Genomic DNA, 17,992 nt, shown 5'->3' with positions numbered 1-17,992 from the left:
TGGCCTAATCGGTCCATGCCCGACCACGATGCCCCGCCCGCCACCGGCGACACGCCCTACGCCGACCTCACGCCCGATCTCGTCCTCGACGCGATCGAGGCCTTCGGGCACCGCGTCGACGGGCGGCTGCTGCAGCTGAACTCCTACGAAAACCGCGTCTTCCAGATCGGACTGGAAGACGGCGGCATGGCCGTGGCCAAGTTCTACCGCGCCGGCCGCTGGACGGACGAACAGATCCTCGAAGAGCACGCCTTCGCCCAGGAGTTGCTCGACGCCGAGGTGCCGGCCGTGCCCCCGCTGCCGCTGGCCCTGGTGCCCGAGCGCGTGCCCGCCGAAGCCGCTGGCGGGCCACCCGGCACGGTGCGCCTGATGGGGACGCCGCCCACGCTGGGGGTACTGGGTGCGCACAGGCTGGCGCTCTCACCCCGCCGGGGCGGCCGGTCCCCCGAACTGGAAGACCCGGATGTGCTGCGCTGGCTGGGCCGTTTTCTCGCCCGCATGCACACCGTGGGCGCCCGCCGCCCCTTTGCGCACCGCCTGACCATGGGCGTGGCCGAGACCGGCCGGGCCGCACGCGACAGCCTAGCCGACTGCCCGCTGCTGCCGCCCGATCAACGCCCGCAATGGCTGGCCGTGGCCGACCAGGCGCTGGACCTGGCCGACGAGGCCTTTGCCCGCGTGGACGGCCTGCGCCTGCGCCGCCTGCATGGCGACTGTCACCCTGGCAACATCCTCTGGACGCCGGAAGGCCCCCACTTCGTCGACCTGGACGATGCCTGCATGGGCCCGGCCGTTCAGGACTTCTGGATGCTCCTCAGTGGCGAGGCCAGCGAGCGCACCCGGCAACTCGATGCCCTGCTCGATGGCTACGAAAGCGTGTGCGAGTTCGATTGGCGCGAACTCAAGCTCATCGAGCCCCTGCGCACGCTGCGTCTGATTCACCACAGCGCGTGGATTGCGCGCCGGTGGCACGACCCGGCCTTTCCCGCCGCCTTCCCCTGGTTCGATTCCGGCGTGTACTGGCAACAGCAGGCGGACGCCCTGCGTCAGCAGATCGACCTGATGTCCCGCGTGGACGACACGCCCAGCTGGCTCATCGACTGAGCCTGGCTTTCAGCCGCTCCAGGCCGAGGAACACCACCGGCGTCGTGTAGAGCGTCAGCAGCTGACTCAGCAGCAGCCCGCCCACGATGGCGATGCCGAGCGGGCGGCGCAACTCGGCGCCCTCGCCCCCACCCAGCACCAGTGGCAGGGCCCCGAGCATGGCGGCGGCACTCGTCATCAGAATGGGCCGCAGGCGCTGCACGGCCGCCTTGTGGATGGCGGCGCGGGCGTCCAGGGCCTCATGGCGCTGCACGGCCAGGGCCACGTCGATCATCATGATCGCGTTCTTCATCACGATGCCCACCAGCAGGACCACGCCGATGAAGGCCACCAGACTGAACTCCGTCTTCGTGGCCATCAGCGCCAGCAAGGCGCCCACGCTGGCCGACGGCAGCGTCGACAGGATGGTCAGCGGGTGCAGCAGGCTTTCATACAGCACGCCCAGCACGATGTAGATCGCGATGATGGCCGCCAGGATCAGCAGCGGCTGGCTGTCGGTGGCGGCCTGCTGCGCGCGTGCGGTGCCCTGGAAGCCGCCATGCAGCTCGGCCGGCAGGTTGAGCTTCGCCAGCGCCGCTTCGGCCGCCTGCTGCGCGGTGGACAGTGCCACGCCTTCGGGCAGGTTGAAGGCCACCGTGCTGGCCGCAAAACTGCCCTGCCGGTTGACCGACATGGCGGCGGTGGTGGGCACCCAGCGTGCCAGGGCCGACAGCGGCACCTGCACCCCGCTGGCCGATGACAGGTAGACCTGCGACAGCGACGCCGGCCCGCTGGTGAACGAAGGCTGCGCCTCCAGCACCACCTTGTACTGGTTGAGCGGCTGATAGATGGTGGCCACCTGGCGCTGGCCGAACAGGCTGTAGAGCGTGTTGTCGAGGTGCCGGAAGTTCACGCCCAGTCGGGCCGCCGCCTCACGATCGACCACCAGCGACACCTGCGGGCTGCCATCGGCCACGTCGGTGTTCACGTCGATCAGTTCGGGCACCGACGCCAGCGTCTTGCGCACCACCGGCTCCCACTGCCGCAGCAGCGCCAGATCGGTCGACTGCAGGGTGTACTGGTACGACGCGTTGGCACTGCGGCCCCCCACACGCACGTCCTGCGGAGCCCAGAGATACAGCCGCGCGCCCGGCACCCGGGCCAGTTCGGCGCGCAGGCGGGTGATGAGGGCCTCGGCGTCGGCATCGCGTTCCCGCAGCGGCAACAGGTCGATGAACACGTTGGCACTGTTGCGCTGGCCGCTGCTGGTGAAGCCCACCACGTGCGCCACCGCCGGGTCGGCCTGCACGATGCGCATGGCCTGCTGAAGCTTGGCCTGCAGTGCCTCGAAGGAGACGGTCTGGTCGGCCACCAGCCCGCCCATCAGGCGACCGTTGTCCTGCCGAGGCAGAAAGCCCTTCGGGATGGTGAGGTAGAGCCACACCGTGAGCCCGACCGTGCCGGCCAGCGCCACGCCCACCAGCGCCGGGTGGCGCAGCACCCAGCCCAACGATCGGGCGTAGGCACGACGCCCCAGGCCATCCTGGGCGGAACCCGGCTCGGGCGCCGTGGGTTGCGCGGCGGGTCGCGCCTTGAGCAGGCGCGCGGCCATCATCGGCGTGGTCGTCAGCGACACCACCAGCGACACGGCCACCGCCACGCCCAGCGTCATCGCAAACTCCTGGAACAGGCGCCCCACCAGGCCGCCCATGAACAGGATGGGGATGAAGACGGCCAGCAGCGACAGGCTCATGGACACCACCGTGAAGCCCACCTCGCGCGCACCGAGCAGGGCGGCGGCCATGGGCTGCAGCCCGCGCTCGACATGACGCGCGATGTTCTCCAGCACCACCACGGCATCGTCGACCACGAAGCCGGTGGCGACCGTCAGCGCCATCAGCGACAGGTTGTTGAGGCTGAGCCCGGCCAGCGCCATGACGGCCAGCGCACCCAGCAGCGACACCGGCACCGCCACCGCCGGCACCAGTGTGGCCGCCCGATGGCGCAGGAACAGCAGCACGACCATGATGACCAGCGCCACCGAGATGGCCAGTGCGCGCTGCACCTCCTCCAGGCTCGCGCGGATGGAACGTGTGGCGTCCATCACCACCTGCAGTTGCATGTCGGCGGGCACCGAGGCCTCCATCATGGGCAGCAGGCGGCGGATCTCGTCGACCGTCTCGATCACGTTGGCGCCCGGCTGCCGGCGGATGGTGAGGACCACGGCCGGCTCGCCGTTGGCGTAACCGGCGCTGCGCACGTCCTGCACGCTGTCACGCACCTCGGCGACATCGCTCAGGCGGACGGCCGATCCGCCGCGCCATCGCACCACGGTGGGAGCCAGCGTGGCCGCATCCGGCGCCTGATCCGATGCACCCAGCTGCCAGCTGCGCGGGCCGTCCTCGACCATGCCCTGCGGGCGGCGCGCGTTGGCCGCCGTCAGCGCCGTTCGCACCTCCTCGACGCCCAGGCCCATGGCGGCCAGCGCCTGCGGGTTCACCGTCACGCGCACGGCGGGCAGCGAAGCGCCGCCCACGTCCACCTGCCCCACGCCTTTCACCTGCGACAGGCGCTGCGCGAGGATGGTGGAGGCCGCATCGAACATCTGCGCGCGGCTGTGTCGCGGCGAGGTCATGGCCACGATCATGATGGGCGCGTCACCGGGGTTCACCTTGCGGTAGGTCGGGTTGCCCGGCAGGCCGGTGGGGAGCAGGCTTCGGGCCGCATTGATGGCCGCCTGCACCTCGCGGGCGGCGCTGTCGATGTCGCGGTCCAGGTCGAACTGCAGCGTGATGCGCGTGCTGCCGGTGTTCGACGTCGAGGTCATCTCGGTCAGACCGGCGATGCGGCCCAGGCTGCGCTCCAGCGGCGTCGCCACGCTGCTGGCCATGGTCTCGGGGTTGGCGCCCGGCAGGCTGGCCGACACGACGATGGTGGGCGAATCGACCTGCGGCATGGCGGCCACGGGCAGCAGACGCCAGCCCAGCAGCCCGGCCAGCGCGATGGCGAGCGTCAGCAGCACGGTGGCCACGGGCCGGCCGATGAACAGCGCCGACAGCGACGCCATCGAGGCCGACGGCAGGGCCTTCATGCCGAGGCCCTCCGCCGACGTTGCCAGGCGCCCTGCACGCGCACGAAGCCGAGGTAGATCACCGGCGTGGTGAACAGCGTCAACACCTGGCTGACGATCAACCCGCCAACCAGCGTGATGCCCAGCGGCTGGCGCAACTCGGCGCCGACGCCGGTGCCCAGCATCATCGGCAAGGCGCCCAGCAGGGCCGCCATCGTCGTCATCAGGATGGGCCGGAAGCGCAGCAGGCAGGCCTCGTAGATCGCGTCACGGGGCGCGAGGCCGCGCGTGCGTTCGGCATCCAGCGCGAAGTCGATCATCATGATCGCGTTCTTCTTGACGATGCCGATCAGCAGCACGATGCCGATGACGGCGATCAGACTCAAGTCCCGCCCGCTGAGCAGCAGCGCCAGCAGCGCGCCCACGGCCGCGGATGGCAGCGTGGACAGGATGGTGACCGGGTGGATGAAGCTCTCGTACAGCACGCCGAGCACGATGTACATCGTGACGATGGCCGCCAGCACCAGCCACAGCGTGCTGGACAACGAGTCGCGGAACGCGAGTGCCGCGCCGTCGAAGCGCGTCTGCACCGACGCCGGCAGGCCCAGTTCGGCCTGGGCTGCCTCGACCGCCGCCACCGCCTCGCCGAGCGCCACACCCGGTGAAAGGTTGAAGGACAACGTGGCGGCGGGGAACGGCCCCACGTGGTGAATGGCCAGCGTGGCCGGCCGTTCCACCACCCGCGCCACGCTGGACAGCCGCACCGGCGCCCCACCCTGTGCGCTGGCCGGCACATACAGGTCATCCAACGCCTGCGGCCCGACCTGGAAGGACGGCGCCGCCTCAAGGATCACGCGGTACTGCGCGGCCTGCGTGAAGATGGTGGAGATCATCCGCTGCCCGAAGGCGCTGTAGAGCACGTTGTCGATGGCGGCCACGGTCACGCCCAGGCGGCCGGCGGCCTCGCGATCGATCTCCACAAACGCCTGCAGCCCCTCCTCCTGAAGGTCGCTGCTCACGTCCTGCACTTCGGGCAGGGTCCGCAGCCGTTCGACCAGCGTCGGCACCCAGCGCGAGAGTTCTTCCGGCCGCGCGCTCTGCACCACCAGCCGGAACTGCCCCCGGCTCAGCGTGTCTTCGATGCCCAGCTCCTGCACCGGTTGCAGGAACAGGTCGATGCCCGGCACGGCGCGCGCGCGCTCGGCCAGCCGCTGCATCACCACCTCGGCCGGCTCGCTGCGCTCGGCATGCGGCGCCAGCGTGATGTGCAGCCGACCGCTGTTGAGCGTGGGGTTCTGACCATCGACACCGATGTGCGAGCTGAGACCGTGCACGGTTGGATCGGCCAGCAGCGCCCGGGCCAGGGCCTGCTGCCGGTCGGCCATCGCCGCAAACGAGGTGGACTGGCCGGCCAGCGTGATGCCTTGAAGCGCCCCGGTGTCCTGCGCCGGAAAGAAGCCCTTGGGCACCCACAGGTACAGCACCGCGGTAACGGCAACGGTGCCCAGCGCCACCAGCAGGGTCGTGCCCTGATGCGCCAGCACCACCTTCAGCGCCGCGTCGTACTGCGCCACCAGCCGATCGAGCACGCGACCGCAGAACCGGAAAAAGGCGTTCTCGCGCTGTGCGCGGTGAGGCTGCAGCAGCCGGGCGCTCATCATCGGCGTCAGCGTCAGCGACACCCCACCCGAGATGAGGATGGCCACCGCCAGCGTGACGGCGAACTCGCGGAACAGCCGCCCGACCACATCGCCCATGAACAGCAACGGGATCAGCACGGCAATCAACGACAGGGTCAGCGAGATGATGGTGAACGCAATCTGCTCGCTGCCCTTGAGCGCCGCCTGCATCAGCGATTCGCCCTCCTCCACATAGCGCGCGATGTTCTCGACCACCACGATGGCGTCGTCGACCACGAAGCCGGCCGCCACCGTCAGCGCCATCAGCGTCAGGTTGTTGATCGAGAAGCCCAGCAAGGCCATCACGGCCAGCGTGCCCACCAGCGAGAGCGGCACCGTCACGGCCGGAATCAGCGTGGCGCGGCCATTGCGCAAAAACAGCAGGATGACCAGCACCACCAGCCCCACCGCCACCGCCAGCTCGAACTGCGTGGCCGACACCGAGGCGCGGATGGTGGTGGTGCGGTCGCTCAGCTCGGTGAGCTGCACCGTGGACGGCAGCGCCGCGCGCAACTCGGGCAGCAGCGCGTGGATGCGGTCGACCGTCTCGATCACGTTGGCACCCGGTTGCCGCTGGATGCTGAGCACCACCGCGGCCCGATCGTTGGCCCAGGCCGCCAGGCGCGTGTTCTCGGCGGCGTCCACGGTCTGGGCCACATCACGCAGGCGGATGGGTCCGCCGTTCTTCCAGGCGATGACGAGGTCGCGGTATTCGGCGGCCGAGCGCAACTGGTCGTTGGCGTCGATCGTGGCCGCCTGAGACGGGCCGTCGAAGCTGCCCTTGGCCTGGTTGACGTTGGCGTTGCCGATGGCGGTGCGCACGTCATCCAGAGTCAGGCCGAGCGCAGCGAGCGCCGCCGGGTTGGCCTGGATGCGCACGGCCGGTCGCTGCCCGCCCGAGAGTGCCACCAGCCCCACGCCCGGCAATTGCGAGATCTTCTGAGCCACCCGCGTGTCGACCAGGTCCTGCACCCGGGTGAGGGGCAGGCTGCTGGAGGTCACGCCCAGGGTCATCACCGGCGCATCGGCCGGGTTGACCTTGTTGTAGATGGGCGGCATCGGCAGGTCGGTCGGCAGCAGGGTCGCGGCCCCGTTGAGTGCCGCCTGCACGGCCTGCTCGGCCACGTCAAGCGGCAAGCCCAGGTTGAAGCGCAGCGTGATCACCGAAGCGCCACCCGAACTCGTGCTCGCCATGCGCGCCAGGCCGGGCATCTGCCCCAGCTGGCGCTCCAGAGGCGCGGTCACGGCCGACGCCATCACGTCCGGACTCGCACCGGGGTACAGCGTCACGACCTGGATGGTGGGGTAATCCACCTGCGGGAGCGCGGCCACGGGCAGCTGCCGCCAGCCCAGCAGGCCCACCAGCAGCAGGGCCAGCATCAGCAGCGTGGTGGCCACCGGCCGCTCGATGAAAAGGCGCGACGGGTTCATGCGGGCATCCGGTCAGCGTGAACGTGTCAGTGCGCGGGCCGACCGCGGCGCGCGGCGCCGGGCGCGGAGGCGGTCGACGCCGCAGAGGCCGCGGCGGCCCCGGCTGGGACCACGTCCACCGCGCTGCCGTCTTCCAGCCGCTCACTGCCGTCCACCACCACCTGCTCGCCGCCGCTCAGGCCTTCGGTCACCGCCACACGTCCCCGGTCACGCGGGCCGATCTGCACCAGTTGCATGCGGGCCTTGCCGCCCTCCACCACATACACGTGCGTGCCCTTGGCCCCTCGCAACAAGGCCGCCTCGGGAATGCTCGGCACACCGGTCAGACGGTTCACGCGCAGCCGCGTGTTGACGAACTGGTTGGGAAACAGCACCCCGTCCGCATTGGCAAACCGCGCCTTGAGCTTGACCGTGCCCGTGGTCGCGTCGATCTGGTTGTCCACCGCGATCAGCCGCCCCACCGCCAGCCGGCGGCCGCCCGAACGGTCGAACGCCTGCACTTCCAGGCCATCCGGGCGGCCATTCAGCGCCCCGATCTGGTCCTGCGGCAGCGCAAACACCACGCTGATCGGCTGCACCTGGTTGATCACCGCCAGGCCACTGGTGTCGGTGCTGCGCACCATGTTGCCCGGGTCGACCTGACGCAGGCCGATGCGGCCCGAGACCGGCGCCGTGACGCGGGTGTAGCCCAGCTTCAGCCGGGCATCGTCCACCGCAGCCTGGTCGATCTTGATCGTGCCCTCGAACTGCGCGACCTGCGCCTGTTGCGCCTCCAGCTCCTGTTGCGAAGCGGCGTCCTGCCGCACCAGCTCGGCCAGGCGGCGCGCGGCCAGACGGGCGTTGTCCAGCAGGGCCCGGTCACGCTGGAGCTGGCCTTGTGCCTGGGCCAGCGCCACCTCGAACGGGGCGGGGTCGATGCGGGCCAGCACATCGCCCGCCTTCACCTGCTGGCCTTCTGTGAAGTGAACCGACTGCAGCAGCCCGTCCACCCGCACCCGCACGGTCGCCGTCGCGGTGGACGTCACGGTGCCCAGCGCATCGAGCACCACATCCATGTCCTGGCGCACGACCTCGCCGGTTCGTACAGGCACGGGCTTGTCATTGCCACCCCGGCCCCCGCGTCGGCGCTCTCCGGGCGGGGTCTTGCCCGCGGGCCCGCGCGCAACGGCAGCGGTGTCAGCCTTCGGGTCTGCCCCCCGCTGCGCCCACCACCAACCCAGGGCCGCCAACAGGGCAGCCAGCGCCAGCAGGCCCACCCAGCGCATGCGCCCCTGCTGTCCACCTCGGTCCATCCGGGCCTGCTGCCCGCTCGCCGTCGTCGCTGTCATTGCGTAGTCTGTGATCCGGTGCCCGGCAAGGGGCCGGGCTGCGCCCGCATTGTGTCAAAGCGTGCATGGTCGCACCGCCACATGACCCGGCCGTGCCTCACACAGAAAAGTTTCGTGAATGCCACGCCGCCGCACACGAGCGTGCAGATGTCGCACGCGGGCGCGGTGTGCCGCCCACAATCGGCGGCCGGCGCCCTAAGCTTTGCGTTTTCGACCACTTGGCCCAGAGGACCTGACGCATGCCGACCGACCGCCCTGCCACCACCCCGCCCCGCCGCGACCGCCAGGACTGGCTCGTGGGCCTTGGCATCGGGCTGGCCACGCTGGGGCTCGGATTGGGCGTCTGGTTCTACACCCAGAAGCCCGCCGAAGACCCGGCACGCCCGCGCCCGGCCTGGGTCGACCTGGGGCGCATGACACCCCAACTGGCCGATGGCAGCTTCGTGCGCGTCGAGGTGAGCCTGCAGGTCAGCGACAAGGACGCCCAGGCGGTGCTGGCCCCGCTGACGCCCGCCTTCAAGTCCATGGTGACCCAGTTGGGCGCCGAACTGAGCGCCGAAGACGTGGTCGGGCCGGACGGCATGCGCGAGATGTCACGCGAGATCCGCCGCAGCGTGAACGACCACCTCGCACGCCAGCACATCAACGCGCGCGTGCAGCGCGTGGCCTTCAGCGACTACGTGCTGGTGCCCTGAACACCCGCGCGGGGCGCCGGCTGGCGGCCACTGCGCACACCAGCACCAGGGCCAGCAGGGCCGCCACGTCGATGCGGCCGCCGCCTCCACCGCCCGAGCTGCCGCCCCCGTTGCTGCTGCTGGGTGCCACGACGGCGCTCGCCACGTGCACGAGGTGGTCCGAGGTGCCGGTGCGCCCCTGGTCATCGGTCACAGTCAAGCGCACCTTGAAACTGCCCGCCGCCGAGGGGGTGGCCGTCACGGAAGCGGTGCTGGTGTCACCCGACAACGCGGTGACGATCCCGCCCCCGTCCCGCAGGCTCCAGCTGTGGCTCGTGATCTGGGCCGTGGCGGTGCTGCCCATCGAGCCGACACCGCTGAGTGTGATGGCGCGCCCTGGGTACAGCGTGGCGCCACCGGTGGACACCACGGCGACCGGCTGGTCGACCGCAGCCACGGCCTGGCCCACGTCCAGCATGCCGGCGCCGCACGTGGTTTCCGTGCAATGGCACTCGAGCTGCTTCGAGCCCGCCACCGGTGCCGTGCACCGTGGGGTGCCCGAACTGCCCCCGGCGCTCGGAAACGCCCGGGCGGTGTTGCGCAGGATCTGCGCGACCGCAGCCGGCGTCAGCTCGGGCCGCGCGCTGAGCAGCAGTGCCACGGCGCCGCTCACCTGAGGGGCCGCGAAGCTGGTGCCGTAGGTGGGCCTGGTGCTGCTGCTGTAGATCGCGCCACCGCTGCCGGTCACCGGCGTGGTGGTACCGCTGTTCAACGTGGTGAGGATCGGGTATTCGCAGTTCGAGTCGGACGCCGAGTTCACGCAGTTGCCGCTGGGTGCGCTCAGCGTCACCTCCGGGCCCAGCGCCGAATACCCGACCTTGGTGCCCACGTGCCGCAGGCCGCCCACGGCAATCACCCCGGGGCAGTTGGCGGGCACCGTCACGGCCTCGCCGTCCGAGTTGCCGGCCGAGGCCACCACCACCACGTTTCGCGCGGTCAGCTCGGCCACCACGTCGCGGTAGGCCGCCGAACACGTGCCCGTGCCACCCAGGCTCAGGTTGATCACCCGGGCAGTCGAGGTGCTGCTCAGGACGCTCACGCCGTTGACCGACAGCCCAGCAGCCCAGCGCATGCCGGCAATGATGTCCGAGTCGTACCCCCCGCACTTCGCCAGCACGCGCACCGGCAGCAGGCGGGGCTCCCACGCCACCGACGCCATGCCGACGCCGTTGTCGCTGCTGGCGCCCAGCACACCACTGACCTGCGTGCCGTGCCACGAACTGCTGGGCCGCACCTCGCAATCGTCATACAGCGAAGGGTTGGCAGTGATCTCGGCTTGCGTCAGCCAGTCGCCCAGGTCGGACGCATCGGCCACACGCCCGCCACCGGGATAGCCGGCCCGCGTGCCCTCGGCCACCATGCTGTAGCCCGGTGAAATCAGCTTGCTGCTCAGATCCGGGTGATCGAAGCGCACGCCGGTGTCCAGCACCGCCACGACCACCGAATTGCTGCCGACCGCATTCAGGCCAGCGCGGGTCCCCAGCGTCGACCAGGCTGCCTGCGCGTTGATCGCGGCCTTGAGGGTGGGGGTGGGCGCTCGCAAATACCACTGCCCGGCAGGCAGCGCAGCGGTCGCGCTCGCGGCAAACATCGGGTCGGTCGGCTCCGCCACGCTACCGGGCCGGCGCCAGCCGTCCACGACGGCGTACTCCACGTCGCTGCGAGCTGCCAGGCGGGCGGCCAGATCACGGGCGGTCATCCCGTTGGCCATGGCCACGTGCATGCGGGGCGCCACCTGCCGCCCGTCGGTCAGGGCCAGTCCGGCGCGCTGCCCCAGTCGACGCATCGGCCTCGGTTCGTCGGCGGCCAGCCCCTGTGCGGCCTGCCGCTGGCTGACGGTGGCGAGGTCGCTGTCGGCACGCAGCTTGACGATGACGCGGGCGGTGCCGGGCAGGTCAGACGCGGCCAGCGCCCCCTGCGACACAAGCGGTGTCGCCAACAAGGTAGAAAGCGCCAGCGCGCCGAGTCGCCGCCACGGCGAGACAGGAAGGAGGGGCATGGAGGGAGCAGCCTGGTTCACGGATTGCGGACAGATGGTAGTCGCACCGCGCGAAACGCGCATGTCAACCGCGACACGTCCACGCCCCGGCGATGCAACGAATGTCACGTATGACCCGCATTTGCCGCCGATCAAGCGCACGGCGGGCGGGCCGCCACCAGGTCGCCGATGAACAACGCATCCAGCCCGGCGGCCTGGAAGGTCCGCACGGCGTCCTGCGGACTGTCCACCACCGGCTCGCCATCGACATTGAAGGAGGTGTCGAGCAACATCGGCACGCCGGTGGCCCGGGCAAAGGCCTCGATCAGCCCCCGCCACCGGGCTGGCGCGTGCGCATCCACCGTCTGCAGGCGCCCGGTGCCGTCGCGGTGCACCACGGCCGGCACCTCGGCCCGGCGGTGAGCCCTGAACGGCAGCACCTTGTCCATGTAGGGCGAGGCGGGCTGCCGCGTGCCCTCGAACCAGTCCGGCTGGGCCGAGGCCAGCACCGCGGGGGCGAACGGTCGGAACGCCTCGCGGAACTTCACGGCCCGGTTGATGCGGTCCTGCATGCCGGGCTGGCGCGGGTCGGCCACGATGGAGCGGGCCCCCAGCGCCCGAGGGCCGAACTCGGCCCGGTCCTGAAACCAGCCGAGCACCTGCCCCTGCTGCAGACGGGCCACGGCCTCGGCCTCCCGCTCGCCGTCCTGCAGGCGGCGCCAGGAGAGGCCCGCCCCGTCGAGCGCTGCCATCACCTCGGCCTCGGCAAACGCGCGCCCCAGGCAGGAACTCACGCCGGCCTCGCCCCGCTCGACCAGCGGCGCGGTCCAGCCCAGCTGCTGCGCCCCCAGCAAGGCGGCGCCGATGGCGCAGCCACTGGCATCCGGGGCGAACGGCACGTAGACGGCATCGAAAGGCCCTTCCAGGGCGGCCCGCCCATTCGCCAGCGAGTTCAACATCACGCTGCCGCCCAGGCACACCCGGCGCAGGCCGGTCTGCTCATGCAGGGCGTGCAGCCGGGCCAGCACATGGCCTTCAGCCAGGGCCTGAACGGACGCCGCCAGATCGAAATTGGCGGCCTCCCAAGGCGCTTCAGGGTGACGGGGTGGGCCGAACAGCGTCTCGGCCGGCTCGGGTGCCCACTGCAGGCCACCGTCAGGCGTCGTCTCCCACAGGCCAGGGGCGAACCGCAAGCCGCGTTCCGGGTCGTCCGCCAGGGCCACAGACCAGGCCTGCGCATACCGCCCCGGATCGCCCCATGCGGCTGCGCCCATCACGCGCCACTCGTCGCCATCGGGGCGAAGGCCGAGCCAGCGTGTCACCGCACCATACACCGCGCCCATGCCGTGGGGCCCGGGCTCCGCCCTCACCGCCCGCACGCCATCCCGGCTCTGCACACCGCGGCGCCCCAGCTCACCGCCGCCAGCGACGGCATGGGCCTCGCTGCACCACACGGCCGCCTCATCGAACGGTGACAGCCCGACGGCCTGCGCCCACTGCGCCGCCATCAAGGGCACGCTCAAAACGCGCGGGGCCGCCACCTTGTGGGTGGCCGCCCAGTGTTGCCAGTCCGGATCCTGCTGCAGCGTCGACGCCCCGGCCACGACGAAGCGACGCACGTCCGCGGCGGTCAGGCCCAGCATCTGCAGCCCCGCCGCCAGCGCGTGCACCGGACAGGCGCGGCTGCCCTTGCGCCGCGTCAGCCGCTCTTCGGCCGCGGCAAAAGCCAGCCGCCCGTCCACCCAGATGGCGGCCGCACCCAGGCCCGTGCCCCAGTGCAATCCCACGGTCACCATCTCGCTGTGCTGCATGGCGCGCAGTGTGCAGCAAAGGCAGGCCCCCGCCGTGCCGAGGAGCCCCGGCCCCGGCGATGTTGCAAAGCCCAGACATCCTCGGTGAAACGTGCTTTCTGCACGGGCGCACACGCCGACGCCCGCCTAGAGTGGCGCACCTGCTCCCGCCTAACGTCATGAGCGCCGTCAGCACCTTCTTCCCGTTCTCGCTCGTTCTGCCCAACATGCCCGGGGTCGCCATGGAGCTGATGCGCAGCCTTGATGACGACAACCTGTCGCTCAACGACCTGGCCCTGGTGATCGGGAAAGACCCCGCCTTGAGCGCCTCGGTGCTGCGCGTGGCCAACACGGCACGCTACAGCCCGTTGCGCAGCATCAGCAGCCTGCGCGAGGCCACGGCGACGCTCGGCATGGTGACGCTGCGCAACCTCGCCATGGCCAGCTGCATGGCACGCAGCTTCCCGGCGGTGCCCGGGCTCGACCGGCGCCGCTTCTGGCGGCGGGGGCTGGCCTGCGCGCACTACGCGGCCCTGCTGGCCCGTCCGGCCATGGTCGACGGTGAAGTGGCCTACCTCGGCGGCCTGATGCTGCAGACGGGGCAACTGCTGATGATGCAGGTGGAGCGCGAAGGGGTGGCGGTGATCGAGGCCAGCGTCGCGCGCCCGGGCGACCGTTTCGTGCTCGAGCAGGCGCGCTGGCAATGCACCCACGCCGACGTGACGGCCGAGCTGGCCCGACGCTGGAAGTTTCCGGATGCGCTGCTGCAGGGCTTTGCCGCCGCCAGCCGGCCTGGGGAGGCCCGCCCCTTCCAGCCCCTGGGCGGTGTCCTGTACCTCGGGGCCACTTCCGCATCAACCTGGACTGGCTGGCGGAACGGGCGCTGCACGCCGCCGACCTGGACGCCGAAGTCGACAGCATGATGGGGTGAGGCAGGTGTTTTCGCGGGTGGACGCACCGAGAACCGGCGCGGACACTGCGTGCTCTCAGCCCCTGACACCCGACAGCCTGCGATGAAGCCGCCGACCGCTGACGCCATGAACGACGCCGTGTGCCCCCTGTGCGGCGGGCCCAACGGCTGCGCCTTGTCCGGCGCCCGGTCGCTGGACGCCCCCTGCTGGTGCAAATCGGTGGCTTTCAGCCCGGCACTGCTGGCCCGCGTGCCGCGCGACAAACGCGGCCTGGCCTGCATCTGCCAACGGTGTGCCACCGCAGGTGGGCTCCCCGCTGCGACCCCGGCCGATCGTTGACGCCGGCTTCACGGAACTGCCACATTTAGAGGCAGACCAACGGGCTTCCCAGGGTGGGGGACGTTTGCTCAAGGCTTCCCAACAGACTTATCCACAGGAAGCGGGGATAAGTCCGTCGCGCCTCAGCGCTTCGGTTCGGTGCTGGACCAGAGACGGGCCTGAAGACGCTGGGCGAAACGCCCGCAATTGAAGCCAGCGCGGCTGGCCAGCTCGCTCAGGCGACCGGCGGCCTGGGGCCGGCTTGGCTCGCCCACGAGGGACTGCATCTCCTGCTGACGGCCATACCAGCGGGCGTGGGCCAGAAGCAGCATGGCACAAGCCTTCTGTTCGGGCGAGACGCCTTCCAGCGTGTCCCAGGCCTGGGCATTGAAGCGGCCATGCTGGGCGGCGCAGAAATTCAGCAGCTGTTGCTCGGTGTGACGGTTCATGGAACGAGGGCTTCCACTTGCTACGGTGTCTCTACAACGTGGCACCCCGGCAGCCGGATGACAGGTCGTTCACAAAAAAACACCGGGCGCGCAGGGCCCCCACCGCTTGCCGTTTAACCCCTCCATTTCGCGCGGTCAATTTTGTGTTTTCAGGATTTTCTGAAAATCACGAAACAGAATGCCCTCACCCCTCGCTTCCCTCTTCCCCTCATGAGCACCATGTCGCCCCTCGTCGCCAGCTTTGTCGCCCACTTCGGAGAGATGGGCAGCCGCTGGGGCATCAACCGCACCGTCGGTCAGATCTACGCGCTGATCTACCTGTCGCCCCGGCCGTTGAACGCCGATGACCTGACCGAAGCCCTCGCCTTCAGTCGCTCCAACGTCAGCATGGGGCTCAAGGAGCTTCAATCGTGGCGCCTGGTGCGGCTCAAGCACCTGCCGGGCGACCGGCGCGAATACTTCGAGGCCCCGTCCGACGCGTGGGAGATCTTCCGTACGCTGGCCGAGGAACGGCGCCGACGCGAGGTGGAGCCCACCCTCACCATGCTGCGCGGTGCGCTGATGGCCGCCCCCACCACGGACGACGACCGCGTCGCCCAGGAGCGCATGCAGGGCATGCACGACCTGATCGAGCTGATGATGACCTGGTTCGACGACGTGCAGCGCATGGACGCGCGCACCCTGGCGCAGCTCATGAAACTGGGCGCGAAGGTCGGCCGTTTGCTGGAGTTCACCGGCCATCTCAAGGTAGCCGGACAACGCGACCCGGAGTGACACCATGGACGCCCTCGACACCCTGCTGCTCTCGCGGCTGCAATTCGCGGCCAACATCACCTTCCACATCCTGTTTCCCACCATCAGCATCGCCCTGGGCTGGGTGCTGCTGTTCATGCGATGGCGCTGGCTGCGTACCGGCCACACGGCCTGGCTGGGTGCCTGGCGGCTGTGGACCAAGGTGTTCGCTCTCACCTTCGCGCTGGGCGTGGTCAGTGGCGTGACCATGAGCTTCCAGTTCGGCACCAACTGGCCGGGCTTCATGGCTCGCGCCGGCAACATTGCCGGGCCCTTGCTGGGCTACGAGGTGCTGACCGCCTTCTTCCTGGAAGCCACCTTCCTCGGCGTGATGCTGTTCGGCCATGGCCGGGTCAGTGAGCGCATGCATCTGGTGGCCAACTTCCTGGTGGCCTTCGGCACCACGATGAGCGCGTTCTGGATCCTCAGCCTGAACTCGTGGATGCAGACGCCGCAGGGGCACACGCTGATCAACGGTGAGGTGCACGCGGTCGACTGGCTGGCGGTGGTCTTCAACCCCAGTTTTCCGTACCGGCTGACACACATGCTGCTGGCGTCGGGCCTGACGGTGGCCTTTCTGCTGGCCGGTCTGGCAGCCAGCCAGGTGTTGCGCGGCCGGGCCAACGCCGCCACGCCCAAGGTGCTGCGCCTGGGCGTGACGCTGGCTGCGGTGCTGATTCCGATCCAGATCCTGGCCGGTGACCTGCACGGCCTGAACACCCTGAAGCACCAGCCGGCCAAGATCGCTGCGATGGAAGGCATCTGGCATACCGAGCGCGGCGCCCCGCTGCTGCTCATGGCCTGGCCCAACGAGGCCGAGCAGCGTCATGACTGGGCCATCGGCATCCCGCGGCTGGGCTCGCTCATCCTCACGCACGAACTGGATGGCGAGATCCAGGGCCTCTCGGCGTTTGAAGGCGCCCACCCGCCGGTCAAGCCCGTGTTCTTTGCCTTCCGCATCATGGTCGCCACCGGCATGCTGATGCTGGCCGTCAGCTGGCTGGCCTGGTGGCGCCTGCGCCGCACCGGGTGGCGCACCGAGGCCACCGGGCCCCGGTGGCTGTGGCGGGCCCTGGCGCTGATGACCTTCTCGGGCTGGGTGGCCACCGTGGCCGGCTGGTATGTCACCGAGGTGGGCCGCCAGCCCTATCTGGTGTACGGCGTGCTGCACACCGCCGACCTGGTGACCACCACGCCCGCCGCCACCGTCGCCTGCAGTCTGGGGGGCTACCTCGTGCTCTATGTCGGGCTGCTGCTGGCCTACATCGCGGTGTTGCGCTATCTGGCCAGCAAGCCGCTGGATGCCGCGGGCCCCGACCCCATCGTGCCCGGCATGACGCCCGAGCAGGGCCTGGTCCAGCAAGGAGCCTGACATGGACTTCGATACCTTTCTGCCCGTGCTGTTCTGGCTGCTGATGGGCGTGTCCATGCTGGCCTACGTGGCGCTCGATGGCTATGACCTCGGCGTCGGGATGCTGCTGCCGCGTGCGCACGACGACGCCGAGCGCGACCAGATGGTCTCCTCCATCGGCCCGTTCTGGGACGCCAACGAGACCTGGCTGGTGCTCGGCGTCGGCCTGCTGCTCATCGCCTTCCCGAAGGCGCACGGGGTGATCCTGCAGGCGCTGTACATCCCGGTGGCGTTGATGCTGCTGGGTCTGATCCTGCGCGGCGTGGCCTTCGACTTCCGGGTCAAGGCCCGCGCCCAGCAGAAGCCACTCTGGAACGCCGCCTTCTTTGCGGGCTCGCTGCTGGCGTCGCTGGCGCAGGGCTGGATGCTGGGCCGCTACGTCACAGGGCTGGCCGAAGGGCCGATGGCGCTGGCGTTCGCCGCCGGGGTGGCGATCGCGGTGCCGGCGGCCTATGTGCTGCTGGGCGCCTGCTGGCTCATCCTCAAGACGGACGGAGCCTTGCAGGAGCGCGCGGTGCGCTGGGCCAAGATCGCCTGGCCGGGCCTGGTGCTGGCCCTCGCGCTCGTGTCGATCGCCACGCCGCTGGTCAGTCCCACGGTGGCCGGGCGCTGGTTCACCTTGCCCAACCTGCTGGCCCTGCTGCCCGTGCCCCTGATGGCGGGCATGGCCCTAGTGGCGCTGCGCGGGCTGCTGAACTCGCATCGCATCCGTGGGCCGCAGGCCCGGCTCGCGTGGCTGCCGCTCGTGCTGGCCGTCAGTGTGCTGGTGCTCGGGGCCTTCGGGCTGGCCTACAGCCTGTACCCCTATGTGCTGCTCGACCGGCTCACGGTGTGGGAGGTCGCAAGCGCACCGTCGTCGCTCAAGATCATCCTCGTGGGCACCGCCATCAGCCTGCCGGCGATCGCGGGCTACACGGTGTTCGTCTATCGCGTGTTCGGCGGCAAGACGAGCGGCATCACCTACGGGTGAGCCATGGGGTGTATCCCGCATGGGCCGGGTGCGCGGCATCCGGCACGA

The 17,992-nt window shown here is 70.2% G+C and carries 13 protein-coding genes; 7 read left to right on the top strand and 6 right to left on the bottom strand.

Annotated features, from left to right (window positions below; genetic code table 11):
* Positions 1-15 precede the first annotated feature (15 nt).
* Positions 16-1,104, top strand: a complete 1,089-nt coding sequence (locus DEH84_RS05665; protein WP_109035554.1) for a serine/threonine protein kinase — start codon at positions 16-18, stop codon at positions 1,102-1,104.
* Here the strand turns inward: DEH84_RS05665 and DEH84_RS05660 are convergent.
* The 3 genes from DEH84_RS05660 to DEH84_RS05650 are packed head-to-tail and all read right to left on the bottom strand — an operon-like array spanning position 1,094 to position 8,555.
* Positions 1,094-4,174 (bottom strand): efflux RND transporter permease subunit, encoded by a 3,081-nt coding sequence (locus DEH84_RS05660; RefSeq protein ID WP_281262560.1) that lies wholly within the window; start codon positions 4,172-4,174, stop codon positions 1,094-1,096. The two genes, DEH84_RS05665 and DEH84_RS05660, sit on opposite strands and share 11 nt — an antisense overlap.
* On the bottom strand, positions 4,171-7,263 hold the full coding sequence (locus DEH84_RS05655; RefSeq protein WP_109035552.1) for an MdtB/MuxB family multidrug efflux RND transporter permease subunit: 3,093 nt from the start codon (positions 7,261-7,263) through the stop codon (positions 4,171-4,173). The genes DEH84_RS05660 and DEH84_RS05655 overlap by 4 nt, the downstream gene beginning before the upstream one ends.
* A 26-nt stretch (positions 7,264-7,289) precedes the next feature.
* Positions 7,290-8,555 (bottom strand): MdtA/MuxA family multidrug efflux RND transporter periplasmic adaptor subunit, encoded by a 1,266-nt coding sequence (locus DEH84_RS05650; protein WP_159098877.1) that lies wholly within the window; start codon positions 8,553-8,555, stop codon positions 7,290-7,292.
* 275 nt (positions 8,556-8,830) lie between these two features.
* On the opposite strand from DEH84_RS05650, the gene DEH84_RS05645 reads away from it, so the two are divergent.
* On the top strand, positions 8,831-9,286 hold the full coding sequence (locus DEH84_RS05645) for a flagellar basal body-associated FliL family protein (RefSeq protein ID WP_109035548.1): 456 nt from the start codon (positions 8,831-8,833) through the stop codon (positions 9,284-9,286).
* Here the strand turns inward: DEH84_RS05645 and DEH84_RS05640 are convergent.
* On the bottom strand, positions 9,261-11,324 hold the full coding sequence (locus DEH84_RS05640; RefSeq protein WP_159098876.1) for a S8 family serine peptidase: 2,064 nt from the start codon (positions 11,322-11,324) through the stop codon (positions 9,261-9,263). The genes DEH84_RS05645 and DEH84_RS05640 overlap by 26 nt on opposite strands.
* Positions 11,325-11,455: 131 nt before the next feature.
* Positions 11,456-13,114, bottom strand: a complete 1,659-nt coding sequence (locus DEH84_RS05635; RefSeq protein ID WP_109035544.1) for a carbamoyltransferase family protein — start codon at positions 13,112-13,114, stop codon at positions 11,456-11,458.
* A gap of 158 nt (positions 13,115-13,272) precedes the next feature.
* Between DEH84_RS05635 and DEH84_RS05630 the strand changes: the two genes are divergently transcribed.
* Positions 13,273-14,016 carry an HDOD domain-containing protein gene (locus tag DEH84_RS05630; protein WP_159098875.1) on the top strand — a complete coding sequence of 248 codons (744 nt, stop codon included), beginning with the start codon at positions 13,273-13,275 and terminating at the stop codon, positions 14,014-14,016.
* A 90-nt stretch (positions 14,017-14,106) separates the two neighbouring features.
* Positions 14,107-14,343, top strand: a complete 237-nt coding sequence (locus tag DEH84_RS05625; protein ID WP_109035540.1) for a cysteine-rich CWC family protein — start codon at positions 14,107-14,109, stop codon at positions 14,341-14,343.
* 122 nt (positions 14,344-14,465) lie between these two features.
* Here the strand turns inward: DEH84_RS05625 and DEH84_RS05620 are convergent, their stop codons facing one another.
* Positions 14,466-14,771: a hypothetical protein gene (locus DEH84_RS05620; RefSeq protein WP_109035538.1), complete on the bottom strand. Its 306-nt coding sequence runs from the start codon at positions 14,769-14,771 to the stop codon at positions 14,466-14,468.
* Between the two features lie 210 nt (positions 14,772-14,981).
* Here DEH84_RS05620 and DEH84_RS05615 point away from each other — a divergent pair, with 210 nt between their 5' ends.
* From DEH84_RS05615 to DEH84_RS05605, 3 genes are read left to right on the top strand one after another with little or no spacing between them, the layout of a single operon-like run.
* Positions 14,982-15,545 (top strand): GbsR/MarR family transcriptional regulator, encoded by a 564-nt coding sequence (locus DEH84_RS05615; protein ID WP_218929763.1) that lies wholly within the window; start codon positions 14,982-14,984, stop codon positions 15,543-15,545.
* A gap of 4 nt (positions 15,546-15,549) precedes the next feature.
* Complete coding sequence (locus DEH84_RS05610; protein WP_109035536.1) at positions 15,550-16,935, top strand: cytochrome ubiquinol oxidase subunit I; 1,386 nt, start codon at positions 15,550-15,552, stop codon at positions 16,933-16,935.
* 1 nt (position 16,936) lies between these two features.
* Entirely contained in the window at positions 16,937-17,944 is a 1,008-nt protein-coding gene (locus tag DEH84_RS05605) for a cytochrome d ubiquinol oxidase subunit II (RefSeq protein ID WP_109035535.1), read from the top strand.
* The last annotated feature ends 48 nt before the right edge of the window (positions 17,945-17,992 follow it).

Source organism: Aquabacterium olei, from assembly GCF_003100395.1.
In the GTDB taxonomy this organism is placed as follows: Bacteria; Pseudomonadota; Gammaproteobacteria; order Burkholderiales; family Burkholderiaceae_C; genus Aquabacterium; species Aquabacterium olei.
Note: the sequence above shows the minus strand (reverse complement) of the source record. Positions and strands in the feature narration are given on the sequence as shown.

Bases quoted from the DNA above. Each gene is read 5' to 3' on its own strand.
- DEH84_RS05610 (WP_109035536.1), top strand. From the start codon at position 15,550: ATGGACGCCCTCGACACCCTGCTGCTCTCGCGGCTGCAATTCGCGGCC.
- DEH84_RS05615 (WP_218929763.1), top strand. From the start codon at position 14,982: ATGAGCACCATGTCGCCCCTCGTCGCCAGCTTTGTCGCCCACTTCGGA.
- DEH84_RS05645 (WP_109035548.1), top strand. From the start codon at position 8,831: ATGCCGACCGACCGCCCTGCCACCACCCCGCCCCGCCGCGACCGCCAG.
- DEH84_RS05605 (WP_109035535.1), top strand. From the start codon at position 16,937: ATGGACTTCGATACCTTTCTGCCCGTGCTGTTCTGGCTGCTGATGGGC.
- DEH84_RS05650 (WP_159098877.1), bottom strand. From the start codon at position 8,555: ATGGACCGAGGTGGACAGCAGGGGCGCATGCGCTGGGTGGGCCTGCTG.
- DEH84_RS05635 (WP_109035544.1), bottom strand. From the start codon at position 13,114: ATGCAGCACAGCGAGATGGTGACCGTGGGATTGCACTGGGGCACGGGC.
- DEH84_RS05665 (WP_109035554.1), top strand. From the start codon at position 16: ATGCCCGACCACGATGCCCCGCCCGCCACCGGCGACACGCCCTACGCC.
- DEH84_RS05640 (WP_159098876.1), bottom strand. From the start codon at position 11,324: ATGCCCCTCCTTCCTGTCTCGCCGTGGCGGCGACTCGGCGCGCTGGCG.
- DEH84_RS05660 (WP_281262560.1), bottom strand. From the start codon at position 4,174: ATGAAGGCCCTGCCGTCGGCCTCGATGGCGTCGCTGTCGGCGCTGTTC.
- DEH84_RS05655 (WP_109035552.1), bottom strand. From the start codon at position 7,263: ATGAACCCGTCGCGCCTTTTCATCGAGCGGCCGGTGGCCACCACGCTG.
- DEH84_RS05620 (WP_109035538.1), bottom strand. From the start codon at position 14,771: ATGAACCGTCACACCGAGCAACAGCTGCTGAATTTCTGCGCCGCCCAG.
- DEH84_RS05630 (WP_159098875.1), top strand. From the start codon at position 13,273: ATGAGCGCCGTCAGCACCTTCTTCCCGTTCTCGCTCGTTCTGCCCAAC.
- DEH84_RS05625 (WP_109035540.1), top strand. From the start codon at position 14,107: ATGAAGCCGCCGACCGCTGACGCCATGAACGACGCCGTGTGCCCCCTG.